The following is a 16,797-nucleotide window of genomic DNA, read 5'->3' as shown; positions in this document are numbered from 1 at the left end:
TCGTTCGCTCTTAAAGGGTTGCCACTAGCTGTTGATAACGCTCGTACGCCTGTTGATAGGCGCTGACATTGGCCGCGACCGGCAGCGTACGGCTGGCCGGGTCGACGCTCACGCATTTGTCGCACAGGCTGGCCAGGGATTCGCCGCTCTGGCACCACGCCGCCTGGATCGCTGCGCCCAGGGCGGCGGCTTCGCTTTGTTCGGTGCAGACCACTTCGGTGTTCATGATATCGGCAACCATCTGCCGCCACACCGGGCTTTTCGACCCGCCGCCGATCAGGCGGATGCTCTGGCTTTGCAGGCCGGTCTCGCGCAGCAGGTCGAGGCCGTAGCGCAGACCGAAGGTGGTGCCTTCGACCACGGCGCGGCACAGGTTGGCGCGGGTCAGGTTGGTCATGGTCAGGCCGTGCAGGCTGCCGGTGGCATGGGGCAGGGCGGGCACGCGCTCGCCGTTGAGAAACGGCAGCATGCTCACGCCTTCGGCGCCAATCGGGGCCTGTTCGACCAAGGCGTTGAAGGCCGGCAGGTCCAGCTCGAACAGCTCGCGGATCACCCCGGTGGCGTTGGTCAGGTTCATGGTGCAGATCAACGGCAGCCAGCCGCCGCTGGAGGCGCAGAAGGTCGCCACCGAGGCTTGTGGGCTCACGTTGGGTTGGTCCGAAAACGCGTAGACGGTGCCCGATGAACCCAGGCTCATGGTGATCACGCCAGGCGCGATATTACCGGTGCCGATGGCGCCCATCATATTGTCACCGCCGCCACTTGCGACGAGGGCGTTGGGGTTGATGCCCAGGCGTTCGGCGATGGCGGGGAGGATCGTGCCCACCGCTTGATCGGCTTCGATCAGCTCGGGCAAGGCCGCTACCAGGCGACCGCTGGGGTCGATGTGTTCAAGCAGCGCCACATCCCATTCACGGGTGCGCACGTTGAAATAACCGGTGCCCGACGCATCGCCGTATTCCGCCACGGCCCGGCCGGTCAGCCAGTAGTTCAGGTAGTCGTGGGGCAGCAGGATATGCGCAATGCGGCTGAACACTTGGGGGTGCTGTTCGCGGGTCCACAGCAGTTTGGACACCGTGTAACCGGGCGCAATCGCCACGCCCAGGCGCTCCAGCGAACCGCGCTCGCCGCCCAGGTGCTGCAGCAATCGGTCATTTTCAGGCGCGGTTTCGGTGTCGCACCACAGCTTGGCCGGGCGCAGTACCTGGCCTTCGTCGTCGAGCAGCACCAGGCCGTGTTGCTGGCCGGAAACGCCGATGCCGAGGATGTCCCGGCCATCCACGCCGGCCTGTTGCAGGGCGCGGTGGATGGCTTCGGTGAACGCATCCAGCCATTCCTGGGTGTGCTGTTCGCGGCGGCCATTGGCGCCGCTGATCAGGGTATGTGCGGCGGCGCCCAGACCCAGCACCTTGCCGGTGGACGCGTCGAGGACAATGGCCTTGGTGCCCTGGGTGCCGCAGTCGATGCCGAGGAACAGGTTTTGCTGGGTCATGATGGTGTGCTCAGCAGTATTGTTTTTTTGGATTGGCAACCCGGTTAAATGTGGGGGGGCTTGCCCCCGATGAGGGTGTGTCAGTTAATAAATCTATCACTGACCCACTGCTATCGGGGGCAAGCCCCCTCCCACATTGTTAAGCCGGTTTCTTCAGGAGGTTCTGTAGGGTTGCCGTGACGCCGTTGTCACGCAAGCTCACAAAACACCGCTCGAACGCTGCCACAAACTCGGATGAGTTGGGAATAGCCTTGCCGAAAATCTCTTCCACCCCCAGTAATCGCTGGCTGATCAGCGCGTCATCTTTTACCAGATCCTGACAAAACGCTGCACGCGGGTCGGGGATCTTGTAGCTCACGCCATTCTCATCAACGCCTTTCAAATACAGGGCCCAGGCCGCGACCACCAACGCGGCGCGTTCTGTCTCGCGGCCATCTGCAATCAAGCGGTTGATGGTTGGCACGGTGAACTTGGGAAACTTCGACGAACCGTCCGAACACACGCGCTCCAGTTGATCGGCAATCGCCTGGTTGGAGAAGCGGTCCACCAGCGTCTGTTTGTACTCGGTCAGGTCGATGCCCGGTACTGGCGCCAGGTTCGGCGTGACGTCCAGGTCCATGTAGGCGCGCATGTACGCCACGAACACCGGGTCGTTCATGGTCTCGTGCACGAACCGGTAACCCTTGAGAAAGCCCAGGTAGGTCAGCGCCAGGTGGCTGCCGTTGAGCAGGCCGATCTTCATTTCTTCATAGGGCGTCACGTCATCGGTGAACTGCACCCCCACTTTTTCCCAGGCCGGGCGGCCGTTGACGAAGTTGTCTTCCAGCACCCACTGCACAAAGGGTTCGCACACCACTGGCCAGGCATCGTCGATGCCGTGCTCGTCGTGCAGTTGCAGGCGATGGGCGGTGCTGGTCATGGGCGTAATGCGGTCGACCATGGCATTGGGGAAACTCACGTTGGCCTTGATCCAGTCGTGCAGGTCGGCATTGTGCAGGGCGGCAAACGCCAGCAGCGCCTTGCGCGTGACGGCGCCGTTGTGCGGCAGGTTATCGCAGGACATTACGGTAAACGCCGGGGTGCCGGCGGCGCGGCGGCGGGTCAGTGCGGCGCAGATGAAACCGAACACGGTGGTCGGCGTTGTGGGGTGCGCCAGGTCATGCTGGATCTGCGGCAGGTGGGCCATGAACTCGCCGGTGCTGTCGTCGATGCAGTAGCCGCCTTCGGTGATGGTCAGCGAGACGATGCGAATCGCCGGGTCGGCCAGTTTGTCGATCAATGCCTGGGCGCCGTCCTCGGCCAGCAGCATGTCGCTGATCGAGCCGATCACGCGCACTTGGGTGTCGTCGGTGTCGCCCAGTTCATACAGGGTGAACAGATAGTCCTGGCCGGCCAGGTCGTCACGGGCCTTGCGGTCCTCGGTACGCAGGCCGACCCCGCAAATGCTCCAGTCCAGGCCCTCGCCTGAATTCATCAAGGCATCGGTGTAGTACGCCTGATGCGCGCGATGAAAGCCGCCGACGCCGATATGGGCGATGCCCTGGCGCGTGTCAGCGAGAGCGTAGGCCGGCAGCTGCACTTCAGGAGCCAGTTGGGTAAGGTTCTGCTTATTCAGTTTCATCAGAAAATACTCGCAAAATCAGGCGGCAGCGCGCAGTGGGCGGGCCACGGCGACACCTTCGGTGTCGAACAAGTGGCAGTGCGCCGGGTTCAGGTGCAGGTGCAGGGTTTCGCCGTACTGGCTGGCCATGTCGCCCCGGATACGCAGGGTCAGCGGCTCACCGCTGGCGGTGTTGACGTGGCAAAAGGTGTCGCTGCCCAGACGCTCGCCGACGTCGGCGGTGACGGTCAGGGTAGTCTGGCCCGGTGCAGCGATTTCCAGGTGTTCCGGGCGAATGCCCAGGGTCACCGCGCTGCCGACGCTCAGGGTCGGGCCACTGAGCGGCAGGTTGATCAAAGTGCCGGCGTCCAGCTGAACATCACAGCCTTGGGCGTCAACCCGCGTGACCTGGCCCTTGAGAAAGCCCATCTTCGGCGTACCGAGAAAGCCCGCCACAAACAGGTTGGCCGGCTGGTGGTACAGGTCCAGCGGCGAACCGACCTGCTCGATGCGGCCACTGTTCAACACCACGACTTTGTCGGCCAGGGTCATCGCTTCGACCTGGTCGTGGGTCACGTAGATCATGGTCGCCTGCAGCTCTTTGTGCAGGCGCGCCAGTTCCAGGCGCATCTGCACGCGCAGCGCGGCGTCGAGGTTGGACAGCGGTTCGTCGAAGAGAAAGATCTTCGGGTTGCGCACAATCGCGCGGCCAATCGCCACGCGCTGGCGCTGGCCGCCGGACAGTTGCTTGGGCTTGCGCTCCAGCAACGGCCCCAGCTCAAGGATGCGCGCCGCTTCGTTGACCTTGCTCTCCACCAGCTTCTTGTCGACGCCGGCCAGGTCCAGGGCAAACGACATGTTCTTGCGCACACTCATGTGCGGGTACAGCGCGTAGGTCTGGAACACCATCGCCAGGTCGCGCTTGGCCGGGGTCACCTCGGTGATGTCGCGCCCGTCCAGTTCGATGGTGCCTTCGCTCACTTCTTCAAGCCCTGCGATCAAACGCAGCAGGGTCGACTTGCCGCAGCCCGAGGGGCCGACGAACACCACGAATTCCTTGTCGTTCACTTCCAGGTCGATGCCTTTGATGATCGAAAAACCTTCGAAGCCTTTTTGCAGATTCTTGATTTTCAGGTTGGCCATGAGATGGGCCTCCGCTTGCAATTATTATTTGACGGCGCCGAAGGACAAGCCACGCACCAGTTGCTTCTGGCTGATCCAGCCAAAGATCAGGATCGGCGCACAGGCGAGGGTCGAAACGGCGGACAATTTGGCCCAGAACAAACCTTCGGGGCTGGAGTAGGAGGCGATCAATGCGGTCAGTGGTGCGGCACTGGAAGAGGTGAGGTTCAGCGACCAGAACGCCTCGTTCCAGCACAGGATCAGCGACAGCAGCACGGTGGAGGCCAGGCCGCCCTTGGCGATCGGCAGCAGCACGCGGACCATTTCCTGCCACAGGGTGGCGCCGTCCAGGCGGGCGGCTTCGAGGATGTCCTTGGGAATGTCCTTGAAGTAGGTGTACACCATCCACACCACGATCGGCAGGTTGATCAGGGTGTAGATGATGATCAGCGCGATGCGCGTATCCAGCAGGCCAAAGCTCTTGGCCAGCAGGTAGATCGGCATCAGTACACCCACGGGCGGCAGCATCTTGGTGGAGAGCATCCACAGCAGCGTGCCTTTGGTGCGTTTGGTCTCGTAGAACGCCATGGAGTAGGCAGCGGGCACCGAGATCAGCAGGCACAGCGCGGTGGCGCTGAACGAAATCAGCACCGAGTTCCACGCATAGGCGAAGTAGTTGCTGCGCTCGTTGATGTGCAGGTAGTTCTCCAGCGTCGGCGTGAAGATGAACTGCGGCGGCGTGGCGAACGCGTCGATTTCGGTCTTGAAGCTGGTCAGCACCATCCAGAAGATCGGGAAGAAGATCAGGATCGCGATGGCCCAGGCCAGGGTGCCGAGCAACAGGCTTTGCAGGCGGCGGGATTGTTGAAGCGTCATGGCGCGGCCCTCAAGGCTTGTCAGTCAGGTTTTTGCCGATCATCCGCACCAGGATGATCGCCGCGATATTGGCGATGACCACAGCGATCAAGCCGCCGGCCGAGGCCATGCCCACGTCGAACTGCACCAGCGCCTGGTTGTAGATCAGGTAAGCGAGGTTGGTCGAGGCGTAACCGGGGCCGCCGTTGGTGGTGGTGAAGATTTCGGCGAATACCGAGAGCAGAAAGATGGTTTCGATCATCACCACCACCGCAATCGGCCGGGCCAGGTGCGGCAGCGTCAGGTGCCAGAAGATCGCGATGGCGCCGGCACCGTCCAGGCGGGCGGCTTCCTTTTGTTCCTGATCGAGGGATTGCATGGCCGTCATCAGCAGCAGGATCGCGAAGGGCAGCCATTGCCACGACACAATGATGATGATCGACAGCAGCGGGTAGTGCGCCAGCCAGTCCACCGGTTCGGCGCCAAAAAACTTCCACACGGCGGCGAGAATTCCTGACACCGGGTGAAAAATCAGGTTCTTCCAGATCAGCGCGCCAACGGTGGGCATGATGAAAAACGGCGAAATCAGCATCACCCGCACCAGGCCACGGCCGAGGAACTCACTGGCCTCGAGTAGTGCACTGATCAGCACGCCGAACACCACGCTGATCAACAGCACGCTGCCCACCAGCAACAGCGTGTTGGTGGCGCCGGGCAGGAAGCCCGAGTCGGTGACGAAATACGTGAAGTTCTCCAGCCCCACGAACGCGTTTTCACCGGGGTAAAGCAAGTTGTAACGGATCAGTGAAAAGTACAGGGTCATGCCCAGCGGCACGATCATCCACAACAGCAGCAAGGCTACCGAAGGGCTGACGAGAAACCAGCCGGGGTTGGCCAGACGGTTTTTGGGTGTCTTATTCATGGGGATCAGACCAGTCAGGTGCGTGCAGAGCAAGGATCGAAGCGCTGTCAATGTGGGAGGGGGCAAGCCCCCTCCCATATTTACTGTGGTATTCCCACTTTATTTGGGATAACCCGCCCGCTTCATTTCACGCTCGGTGGTGGTCTGAGCGGCGGCCAATGCCTGGTCGACTGTCTGCTGACCGGTCAAGGCACCGGAGAAGAACTTGCCCACTTGCGTACCAATCGCCTGGAACTCGGGAATGGTCACCAACTGGATACCGATATACGGCACCGGCTTGAGTGTCGGCTTGGTCGGATCGGCGACTTTCAGCGATTCCAGGGTCACTTTGGCAAAGGGTGCTGCCTTCATGTACTCGTCGCTGTAGGTCGACTTGCGCGTGCCTGGCGGTACGTTGGCCACGCCGTCGGTCTTGGCGACCAGAGCGCCGTACTCCTTGGAGGTGGCCCAGCTGGTGAACACCTTGGCGGCATCCTTGGCCTTGGAGCTGGTCGGAATCGCCAGGCTCCAGGAGTACAGCCAGGAGGTGCCCTTGTCGGTTTTTTCGTGAGGCGCGAAGGTGAAGCCGACATGGTCAGCCACTTTGCTCTGGGTCTTGTCGGTGACGAACGAGCCGGCCACGCTGGCATCGACCCAGATGGCGCACTTGCCGCTGTTGAACAGCGCCAGGTTCTCGTTGAAACCATTGCTGGACGCGCCCGGCGGGCCGGATTTCTTCATGTTGTCGACGTAGAAGTTCAGTGCGTCTTTCCACTCAGGGCCGTTGAACTCGGGCTGCCACTTCTCATCGAACCAGCGCGCGCCGTAGCCGTTGGCCAGGGTGGTGATCAGCGCCATGTTTTCGCCCCAACCGGCCTTGCCGCGCAGGCACAGGCCATACTGCTCTTTGGACTTGTCGGTGAGTTTGGCCGCGTATTCGCCGATCTGGCTCCAGGTCGGGTGCTCGGGCATGGTCAGCCCGGCGTCCTTGAACAGATCGGTGCGGTAGTAGGTGATCGAGCTTTCGGCGTAGAACGGCAGGGCGTACAGCGAACCCTTGACCGACAAGCCGTCACGCACCGAAGGGAATACATCATCGAGGTCGTAGGAAGCCGGCAGGTCCTTCATCGGTTCGAGCCAGCCCTTGGCGCCCCACAGTGCAGCTTCGTACATGCCGATGGTGAGCACGTCGAACTGACCGCCCTGGGTGGCGATGTCGGTGGTGAGACGTTGACGCAGGACGTTTTCTTCGAGCACCACCCAGTTCAGCTTGATCTCCGGGTGCTCGGTCTCGAAGGTTTTCGAGAGCTTTTGCATGCGGATCATGTCGCTGTTGTTAACGGTGGCAATGGTCAGGGTCTGCGCGCCAAGGCTGACGGCACTGAGGGTCATGCCTGCTGTCATGCAGGAAAAGGCAATTAGAGCTTTTGCTGTGAACTTCATCGCGCACTCCATTTCCGCGCCCAGGGGCTACAGAAGGACAGTTATTGTTGTTGTGTCTTCCTACATGAAACCAGGAAGAGTGTGCGTTGATTACAGCCTTGAAATGCGGTTGTGACAAATCCGTTGGTGCACGCGCGCTGATACTTTTTTGCACTGGTTGCCAGGTTGAGCGGGCGCGCCCGGTAAAGCTCGGCAACGCGCGCCGTTCACTCCATGACGGCGCGCTTACCCGCTATCGGTGCTCAGGCGCCGCTATACCCGTGAGAGAAGGGGGTTTTCGGTTTTGTTATAAGATTTGCGATCCAGGTGTCGTCCAGCGGGCTGATTGTTTTTTCTCCCTCCAGTATTTTTATATGTTTACGTTCCCACTGGGTCATGACTTCTTTGAGTTTCTGCGTGTATTCGCGAGCGGGACAGGCAATGTCGGCCCATGGGTCCACGATCCAGGCGTCTTTCCAGGCCGCCTCGGAAAAGTCGACGGTCCCTGATGGCAACGTCGAGGGCCCACCCACCACCGTGAATGCGTGAGCACCCGATGCCTGCCATTCATAGGCACGACCGCCACTACTACCAATGAAGTCCTTGGACAGCAGCGCCATTTCCCCACAGTTGCCGGCACCGGCTTTTAGCGCCAGATTGGCGCGATTGGGCCCGTACTCATTTGCGGTATTGCGTATCCAGTTGATGGTCTGTAAAGCGGCTTGCGCACGCGCCTTGTCCGCCTTGGAGTGAATCTGGTTGCCGGGCCCCAGCCCCGTGGCTTTCATGCCACGATTGACATTGGATTTGGCGTTTTGTGCATAGAATTTGTTCTGTTGTTCAGCCGGCCAGTTTTCGAAGTCAGCAGGTTTGTCGAATGGGGTCACTTGTATCGGCCTTAGTGCAATGTCGGCTTTACCGATCATGCCGTGCCGTTGCAGTTGATAGACGACTTCACGCTGTTGTTCCGGGCTCATGGCTTTGCAGTACGCTTGCAGTTCATCGACTTCCTGTCTCGTGTAGCCAGAACGCTCCAGTTCTTCAAACGCCCTATCGAGTTTCGGCAAGGCAATGAAATCGTTATCAATGGGGACTTTGGACACGCCTTGGCGGATATTGAGCTTGGCCTTGTAGCTTCTGACCAACGGGAACTCTCTGGGCGTGCACTTTACAAAGGTCAGTTCGCCGCCGGGCGCATCGTTCAATTTGGCAAAGTAAAACTCACCGATGTCCGCTTCGATCACCAGGTATTGATTGGAACTGCCGGTGATCGAGTCCTTAACCACGATACCTCGCAGTTCGCGCTTGTCATCGCACACCGTGCTGATGCTGTTGAGCTTCACTACCCGACTTTCGCGTGCCAATGCTTCATTGGGCTGTGTACTGTGAAAGCCAAAGTGTGGATCCTCTTTGATCGTGCCGCTGACGATGTCCTTGTAGGTGACACGTTTGTTATCAAGGACGGGCTTGAGTTGCGGCCCCATATCACCTTCAACCAGTTTGAAACGGCGTCGTTCGAAAACAACGAATTGGTCCTTGCTGAACAGTTTGGGCGCCGAGGGGAACAGCCGTACGTGCTCGAGCGCCTGAAGCTCCTGAGTCAACTCGCTGGATACAGTGTTGATGACCTTGGAAAAGCAGGTGTCGTTGGCCCCGCGTCGGAACCTGCCATTGATGCCAGTGGGCGCCTGGCAGATGGCCTCGAAACCTTGCAGTGGCTTGAAGTGATCGGCCGACTCCAGGTCAGTCAATACCCCAGGATTATGGGTGTCGTAACGGTAAACCCTGCCTTCGTTGATCAGGTCAAAGCCATTGACCCGGGGCAGGGTAAAAGCGTCGTCGGCCAGTGATTTCTGCGTTACCAGCGCTGAGGTGCCGTCTGAAAAGGTTTCTTTTTGAACGGCCGATGTTGCGTCGGACACAAACCCTTCCAGCGCCGGTCCATAAGCTTGTGCTGTTTTGCTGTCGTAGGCATACCAGTTACCTTCCTGGAAGATTGCCGTCACTTTGGCGTGTGTGGATGTCCCGGAGCGTGTGACGACACCGTCTTCCATATTGGATGGCTGCACAAACTTCCTGTCAGGTAGTTCAGCCAGATGGCTTTGCTGCAGTCGATTGGTTGAAAGGAGCGTCTGCGAAGTGCTGTTGGCTGTCAGGTCCTTGAGTACGCTATGTTCACCGGCTGTGGCGCCGAACTTTTCAGTGGACCTGGCAGATACTTTGGCGCCCGTCCAGGCCGCGCCCGATTTGAGCACTGACCAGACTTTGCCGAGACCTTCCGTGGCTGCATACAGCACGATGTCGACGCCCAGGTCGTACACGGCTTTCTTATAATCGCCGTTGTAGATATCCAGAATACTTGAGCCGCCGGGCACTATCTTCATGAAACCCTTGAAGACGTCACTGGGTTCGACGGCGTTGTCCACGGGGTTGAACCCGCGTTGTTTGTTGATGAAATTGGCCTTGTTCAGGTAGGCCGTGTCAACCAGCACCTCGGCCAGATGCCGGGACCTGACACTCTCGTAGTTAACGGGCGTCGTACCTGCCTGCTCTGCGAACAATAGCCGCCTGCCGCCCTTATAAACATCGGGGTCGACAAGATGGAGGGGCGTCAGGACGACGTTGGGGGTGAGTTCGGGTTTCGGCTCTGCGCCGCTTTGGAAGGCGTTCAGATCGATGGTTACGCTGCCGGCTTTTCCATGGAGCACCGAACGGTCAATAGGCGCAATTTGTATTATTTTTCCAGCTCCCGGATAGACGGTGAGCGTGTATTTCTTCCCGTAGTGATCCACATCCAGCACGATGCCGCCAGTATTCCCTACTGCGTACAGGTTCATACCGCCGTTGTTCAAGGCAGTGCGGATCGGCAAAGGCAGTTTGCTGATCATGTCCTTGAGTTGCGAAATGCTGTGCGTCCTGCGTTGCGAATAGTCTTGTTCGATAGCCTGGTTAAACTGCTCTTTTATGACGGGTAATTCAGCGGCGTGTCTGCGCAGTTTGTCGAAGTCCAGCGCGGGTGTTTCCGGCGTCCACTGATCACCCAGACGGCCGGCCTCATACACTGCGGCGATGCTTGCTTTTACGCCGGAGAAGACCTTGCCGACCCTCTCCCATACATACGTATTCTCGAAGTCGATAGTGGAACCAAATTTTGCCCGCAATGCTTCAAGGGCCATCGCTCGCCTGCTGGGCGCCTTGACGGTATTTAGAAAGTTGTTGGCGGCAGACACTTCAGCGTTCTGTTTATTCAGGGCTTTTTGCGCAGTTGCCATTTGTTCCAGGGAGTATTCATCTTTGTCACTCTTTATGACGTGGCCGTTGCTGATTGCCCAATCCATCACCGGATTCATCCCCGCCATGGCGCGCTGTTGTGTCTCATCAGCCGAAATGGGCTCAATCCCGATAAACCGGGTGACCTGTTCATCGCTCATGCCGGTGGCAGCACCGGGGGCGATCTGCTCGATCAGGTTTACGCCCATGCTGTAGATCGCAAACTCGCAGGAGCCCAACGTTGCTGCCGGCGACAGGTCTTTGCGTACAAACTGTGGCGCCATACCGGACTTCAGCAAATGCGAAGCGATCGGGGCAAGTGCCGCGGGTATCTTTGCGGTGTCAATCAAGTGTTGATCGAAGCGTTCGCTGATTTCGTTGGGATGAAGTCCCCAGTTATCAGCCTGCATGAAGTCGAAGCCTGCAACGGTATTGCGCGAAGCGCCCGCCTTGGGATCGAGTTCCAGCGTCAGGGCGGTCAACAGCCACTGCTTCAGGCTGTTCGTGGTCGTGAGCCCCTCCATGTCGATTTCAAGTTTCGCGGCAAATTCGACGGCTTTATCGCTGGACAGCAGCTGTTGCAATGCTTTGTCAGGTTGGGTACTGAGGCCGGTAATACCTGCGTTCAAGTAGCTCCACAGGCTGCTGTGTGGCGCGATATTGTTTTTTACAAACAGCGCCACCTTGGTTCGCTGCGCTGTACTGAGGGGGAGTTCGGTGGAGAGAAACCCCCAGAGATTGCCCAGGGGCGGCGATTCAGGGACGGGTGTCTGCAACGCTTTTAACAGGTTCTCGCCTTGCTGAGTCGACGTTAAATTATTCCAGTTGTTGTCTCGAAGAAACTGCTGAAGCGTCCTCGCCCCCTTGGGCTGATGCGACGAATCAGGGTCGACAGGGATCAATGTCGAGTCGTTGCCCGCATTGATGCGCTCAAGCTCACCCATGAGGGCGTATCGATCATTGCTGTCCCCCATGGCTGTTTTTTTTCGGATCAAATCGTTCACGATTCGGTCCGGGTCTTCAACAGGGTTCGGGAACCGTTGAGTTTGCCCCATCATCTGCGTTTGTTGTGCGAAGGCCGGACTGCTGTAGTGGGGGCTGATGCCATAGAAATTGCACACCGACTCAAACGGCGCGTCGGCGGTTTGGGGCTGCGGCAGCTTCAAGGGCGTTCCACGGGCTGCGAAGGGCGCTGCGGCATTCAACACTGGCGTGAGCACGTCAAAATAGCCAGGGTACTTTTTTGCAAAGTCGTTGGCGGTATAACGCTGATCGATACCATTGACCTTGCCGATCAGCGACCGGTCCGAGGGGTCATAGCGCAGGGACGCCAAGTCGAGTTTTTGCTCGCGAGCCCACTGGGTGAACCCGCGTCCATTCAAAGCCTTGCCAAGGTAATCCCACCATTGTCCGAAGAGGCTGTCGTGTGGTATCGAATTGATGATCTTGTTGGAGGCTTGGGTTGGATCGGCTTTCACCACGAGCATTGCCCGGTGCATGGCGATGGCCAGTGCGCTTTCGGCGCTTTCCGCGCCTGTTTCCACTGAATCAGCGTCACTGGCTTTAACCGCTTGCGCCAAGGCTTCAAGCCTGGATGGCTTGATGGCAGTACTAGAAAGCTGGTTGCTCACCGCCTGCTGTCGCTTGCGCACGGCCTGGGACAGCGCATCATTGGTGTTCGCGTCCACCAGTGCTTTGAACCCCTTATTTTGGGACATCTCTGCTATTCGCCGCAGGACACTCAACAGCGGCTTTGGTGTTGAGCCTTTAAGCTCGGGGACAGGTTCGTTGTAAAACCGCATCACTTCGTTCAGTGAGGCAGAAGCGGCCGGATAGGCAACCAGTGCGTCAGGGCCTCCTCCCATTTGTTGGACGGCGCTCTTGATGCCATCCCAGGTATCAGGCCAATCCGAAACATCGTTCAACGTGAAGGTTTTGTCCTTGCCGTCGACGCTGCCTGTCAGATCGCCGCTGTCTGGATGGAACCTGACGCTGGAAGCAGTGATGTTGTTCTTTTGTAGAAAGGTTGTAAAAGTGCTGCTGTTCAGCGCGTTTAAAAGATTTTTGCGAGCTTGATTAAAGGTTGAATACTCCGGAATCTCACTGAGGATAATCGCGGAGGCCGGCAGCCCCATGGAGGTGCTGCGCGGTTCCGGCAACAGCTTTATCAGCGCCTGACTGCACAGCGTCGCCAGTTCTTCGTCAGCGTGTTCCACTCTTTTTGTCGCCGTCAAAGGCGCGAACTCGGCCAGGCGCTGGTTCAGTTCCTGGGACGGCAGGTCTGCAATCGCCTGGCGTGCCTCTTTTTTTTGCTGGTTGCGCTTGGCCATGAGCTGCGCGTAATGCTTGTCGGCTTTGTCCGGCGCTGGGAAAGCAGGGCTTTTCAACAGCGTTGCGATGATATGCAGTGCATCATCATCACGCATAGTGGACCGAGGCAAATCGTAGAACGCGATCAGGTTCCTGAGGGGCGCGACATCCTTGTCAGAGAAGGTAATCAAGTCCCAAATGGGTAATTTTTGGGCTGCCGCCAGAACGTCCACCGATGCGCGTACCCAATCATCATCCGGCCGTGAGTAGATGTCGTAGGAGGTGTCTTTCTTAAGCGCAATCAAACTCCCTGTTTTATCGATCATGACCGCATTGGGATCAATATCATTGGCCTCGGCAAACGCTTTGAACGGCTCCGAGTGCAGTGCGTTGGCAAGTGCGCTCCAGGGCTGACGGAACGTGGAGTCAGGTGGGATTGGCAGTTGCTCGGAGTCGATACTCGCGTTTTGATCCAGCGTGATGCGGATCAGGGCATTGGCGATATCGGCGGCCAGTTTGCGGTCACCGCGTTCAACCAAGGCGTCGGCGAACTGGCTGATTTTCTCTTGCCTTGAGTGGGAAGCAGGCATCGGACCTTGCAGGTCTCGGCGTGCTCGCAAGGCACGCACGTCTGCCGCGCTGTTCGGTGCGCCATTGGCGAGCGGCGCTCTGGGGGCGCTGTCAGCCAGCTGGGGAAGTGGGGTGTAGAGGGGAGCGAGCTTTGGTTGCGCGTTGATCATTATTGGTCTCTGCCGGTCTGTCAGAAAAATCATCACCTTTCAAAGGAAAGCGTGATGGTGTGCTGAGTGGCCGGGGAACCAATGGCGTTCCTGTAATGATGCACGAAGCAATGTAACTATGTTTGATCGTGTCTACGCAAAGCGTCAGTGCGATGGACTTCAGGCGAGGTTCTGCTCGGTCAACCGCTGCTCCGCCAGGCGACGGTAGTGAGAAGGCGTCATGCCCTTGAGCTGTTGAAAACGCCGGTTAAAGTTGGAAATGTTATTGAATCCCGACTCGAAACACACATCGGTCACCGCCTTGTCGCCGTCGGCCAGCAACTCGCACGACTTGCTGATACGCAAACGGTTAACGAACTCGACAAAGGTACGGCCGGTTGCCTGTTTGAACACCCGCGAAAAATAGGTGGGTTTCATGCCCAGGTAGTCCGCGACTTCTTCCAGCGGCAGCTCGCGGGCGTAGTGGGCAAAGATGTAATCCACCGCGCGGTTGGTGCGGTCGATGCTGTGTTCGTCGGCCAATTGCGGGGTGGTGACGCCCGAGAGCAACTGATAATCCTCACAGGTGCCCAGCACCTCCATCAGGATAAAGAAGTGCCCCAGGCGCGCCATACCCTGAGCCTCTTCGATACGCTGCATCAGGTTCATCGCCTGCGCGATGGTTTTTTTGCAGCGAAATTCGATGCCGTACTGCGCGCGTTCGAGCAGCGGTCCCAGGCGTTTGAGCTCGGCGAAAATGTGGCTGCCGTGTTCGAACAATTCATCGGTGAAATTCACCAGCATGTCGCGCTTGGGCACCACTTCATCTTCCCCCACCTGGCTGATCCAGTTGTGGGGCAGGTTGGGGCCGGTGAGGAACAGGCTTTCCGGGTAGAAGTTGCCGATATAGTCACCGATAAACACCTTGCCGGAGCTGGCGATGATCAGGTGCAGCTCATATTCCTTGTGGAAGTGCCAGCGCACCAGCGGGCACGGGAACCCGTGCTGGCGGTAGATGACGGACACACCGTTGTGATCGTCCATCAGTTCGTAGGAAGGGTCGGTGACGCGCGTTGCTCGGGTCATGGTGCCGTCGCTTTATTGTGGTTGCTGCACAGGATAATGCCTCCTCACGCGCGACCTCGCCAGCACCGACCTCACAGGTTGCGGTTTTTTGCCTCGATCCACTGGGACATGTACTGCGTACTCTTGTGGGCGTGGTGACGCAGCATGCTGCCGGTGAAGTTGTCCCGGCGGTGGCTGGCGAGATGGCTGCGGCAGTTTTCCAGGCATTGCACCAGCGCCAGGCCGTGGATGCGTTGGTCATAGCGGCGGGCAAGCAGTTGGCGACCCTGTTCCTGCGCCTGGGTCCACCGCTCACGGTTTTGATAAAGGGCGACGGCGGCGGCGGCGAGAGCCTGGGCGCTCTGTTCAACCACACCGGGCCAAGGGTGTTCATCGCCCATCGCTTCGGCGCCGACAGGGGTGGTGACGTTGGGTGTGCCACACAGCATCGCATCGGCCAGTTTGCCTTTTATCCCCGCGCCGAAGCGCAGCGGCGCCAGGCAGATGCGCGCGGCGCTCATCACCTGCAGCGCATCTTCGGCCCAGTTCATCACATGAAAACCCTGCGCCGGGTTGTGCAGGGCGGTGGCCTTGGGCGGGGTGTAGGCGCCGTAGACATGCAACTGGGCGGCGGGCAGTTGCTGGCGGATCAGCGGCCAGATGCTGTTCTTCATCCACAGCACGGCATCCCAGTTGGGCGCATGGCGAAAGTTGCCGATGCTGAGAAAATGCGCGCGGTCTTCAAAGGGCGCAAAGGCGGCGGTGGGCGGCTCCATCATCAGCGGGCACCAGTGGAGCAGGGCGGTGGGCACGTTGAATTGCTCGGTGAGCAGGCGGATTTCCACGTCGGAAATCATCAGGCTGATATCGCAGCGGTAAATGGCGGCTATTTCACGTTTGGCGAGGTCCGTGTCGGCCATGCGCTGGAACTCTTCCCTCAGCGCAGGGGCGAACAGAGCAGTGAAGTCGTCACTATCGGAATGGGCTTTTGCGTGTTCCTTGAAACGCTGGTGACGTGCGTCGCGCAGGCTTTGCAGGTCCGAGGTTTCCAGCACGCGCAGGGCGTCTGGGCAGCACTTCTCCACGCGCCAGCCGAACTGTTCTTCCATCATGAAACGGTCGAACAGCACGATATCCGGAGCCAATTCGCGGACAAAGTCATCGAAGCTGCTGTTATTGAGCTCGATGGCGCATTCTTTGATACCCAGCGCCGACAAGTCGGCCTTGTGTTCGCCCAGTGCGGCGGGGCTGCTGAAGGTAACGTCCCAACCTTGCGTCAGAAACGCCTCAAGAATCTGCATCATATGCCCACCCGCCGCAGAGGAACGCGGCTCCGGCCAGACGTAACCAATGACCAGAACTTTGGCGCAGGGCTGATTTATCAACGGCGGGTTCCTTGCAAGGCGGGGGGAAAGCGCGCAATTAAACCACAACCCGGCGCGATGACAATTTGGCGACGGCGGTAGGTAGCGGCGGCAGTTTGTGGTTAACTTCGGCCTCTCGAATTCGTTTCATCAAACCCAGCATAAGGATTCCGTTCATGGCTCAAGTCACTCTCAAAGGTAACCCTGTCCAGGTTGAAGGCGAACTGCCACAAGCCGGTTCCCAGGCGCCGGACTTCACCCTGACCGCCGGCGACCTGTCGGACGCTACCCTGGCTTCCTTCGCCGGCAAGCGCAAAGTGTTGAACATCTTCCCAAGCGTCGATACCCCGACCTGCGCCACCTCGGTGCGCAAGTTCAACGCCCAGGCCAACGAGCTGAGCAACACCGTGGTGCTGTGCATTTCCTCCGACCTGCCGTTCGCCCAGGCCCGCTTCTGCGGTTCCGAAGGTTTGGAAAACGTGAAAAGCCTGTCGGATTTCCGCAGCGCCGCTTTCTCCCAGGATTATGGCGTCGATATCACCGACGGCCCGCTGCGCAGCCTGACCGCCCGCGCAGTGGTGGTGCTGGACGAAAACGACAAAGTGCTGCACAGCGAGCTGGTTGCGGAAATTGGCCAGGAGCCAAACTACGAAGCCGCCCTGGCTGTTTTGAAGTAA

Annotated in this window: 10 protein-coding genes; 1 reads left to right on the top strand and 9 read right to left on the bottom strand. The window is 59.0% G+C overall.

What is annotated here, in order from left to right:
• Window positions 1–10 precede the first annotated feature (10 nt).
• The 9 genes from xylB to H045_RS09910 all read right to left on the bottom strand — a co-directional run bounded on the left by xylB (window position 11) and on the right by H045_RS09910 (window position 16,138).
• Window positions 11–1,492 (bottom strand): xylulokinase, encoded by a 1,482-nt coding sequence (xylB, locus tag H045_RS09950; protein ID WP_015372269.1) that lies wholly within the window; start codon window positions 1,490–1,492, stop codon window positions 11–13.
• A gap of 139 nt (window positions 1,493–1,631) precedes the next feature.
• Complete coding sequence (locus H045_RS09945) at window positions 1,632–3,113, bottom strand: mannitol dehydrogenase family protein (RefSeq protein ID WP_015372268.1); 1,482 nt, start codon at window positions 3,111–3,113, stop codon at window positions 1,632–1,634.
• 18 nt (window positions 3,114–3,131) lie between these two features.
• Window positions 3,132–4,235: an ABC transporter ATP-binding protein gene (locus H045_RS09940; protein ID WP_015372267.1), complete on the bottom strand. Its 1,104-nt coding sequence runs from the start codon at window positions 4,233–4,235 to the stop codon at window positions 3,132–3,134.
• Window positions 4,236–4,259: 24 nt separating this feature from the next.
• On the bottom strand, window positions 4,260–5,090 hold the full coding sequence (locus tag H045_RS09935; RefSeq protein WP_003233033.1) for a carbohydrate ABC transporter permease: 831 nt from the start codon (window positions 5,088–5,090) through the stop codon (window positions 4,260–4,262).
• A gap of 10 nt (window positions 5,091–5,100) precedes the next feature.
• Window positions 5,101–5,991 carry a carbohydrate ABC transporter permease gene (locus H045_RS09930; protein WP_003233036.1) on the bottom strand — a complete coding sequence of 297 codons (891 nt, stop codon included), beginning with the start codon at window positions 5,989–5,991 and terminating at the stop codon, window positions 5,101–5,103.
• Window positions 5,992–6,090: 99 nt separating this feature from the next.
• The gene (locus H045_RS09925) at window positions 6,091–7,374 is read right to left on the bottom strand and encodes an ABC transporter substrate-binding protein (protein WP_370671340.1); all 1,284 of its coding nucleotides are present in this window, start codon (window positions 7,372–7,374) and stop codon (window positions 6,091–6,093) included.
• A gap of 281 nt (window positions 7,375–7,655) precedes the next feature.
• Window positions 7,656–13,712 carry a hypothetical protein gene (locus H045_RS09920; protein WP_015372265.1) on the bottom strand — a complete coding sequence of 2,019 codons (6,057 nt, stop codon included), beginning with the start codon at window positions 13,710–13,712 and terminating at the stop codon, window positions 7,656–7,658.
• A 159-nt stretch (window positions 13,713–13,871) separates the two neighbouring features.
• Entirely contained in the window at window positions 13,872–14,777 is a 906-nt protein-coding gene (locus H045_RS09915; RefSeq protein ID WP_003233042.1) for an AraC family transcriptional regulator, read from the bottom strand.
• A gap of 71 nt (window positions 14,778–14,848) precedes the next feature.
• Window positions 14,849–16,138: a glycosyltransferase gene (locus H045_RS09910; RefSeq protein WP_041931622.1), complete on the bottom strand. Its 1,290-nt coding sequence runs from the start codon at window positions 16,136–16,138 to the stop codon at window positions 14,849–14,851.
• Window positions 16,139–16,296: 158 nt separating this feature from the next.
• On the opposite strand from H045_RS09910, the gene tpx reads away from it, so the two are divergent.
• Entirely contained in the window at window positions 16,297–16,797 is a 501-nt protein-coding gene (tpx, locus tag H045_RS09905; RefSeq protein ID WP_003233046.1) for a thiol peroxidase, read from the top strand.

Origin of the sequence: Pseudomonas poae RE*1-1-14, from assembly GCF_000336465.1 — a bacterium.
In the GTDB taxonomy this organism is placed as follows: domain Bacteria; phylum Pseudomonadota; class Gammaproteobacteria; order Pseudomonadales; family Pseudomonadaceae; genus Aquipseudomonas; species Aquipseudomonas poae.
This window is presented reverse-complemented; position numbering and strand designations above follow the sequence as displayed.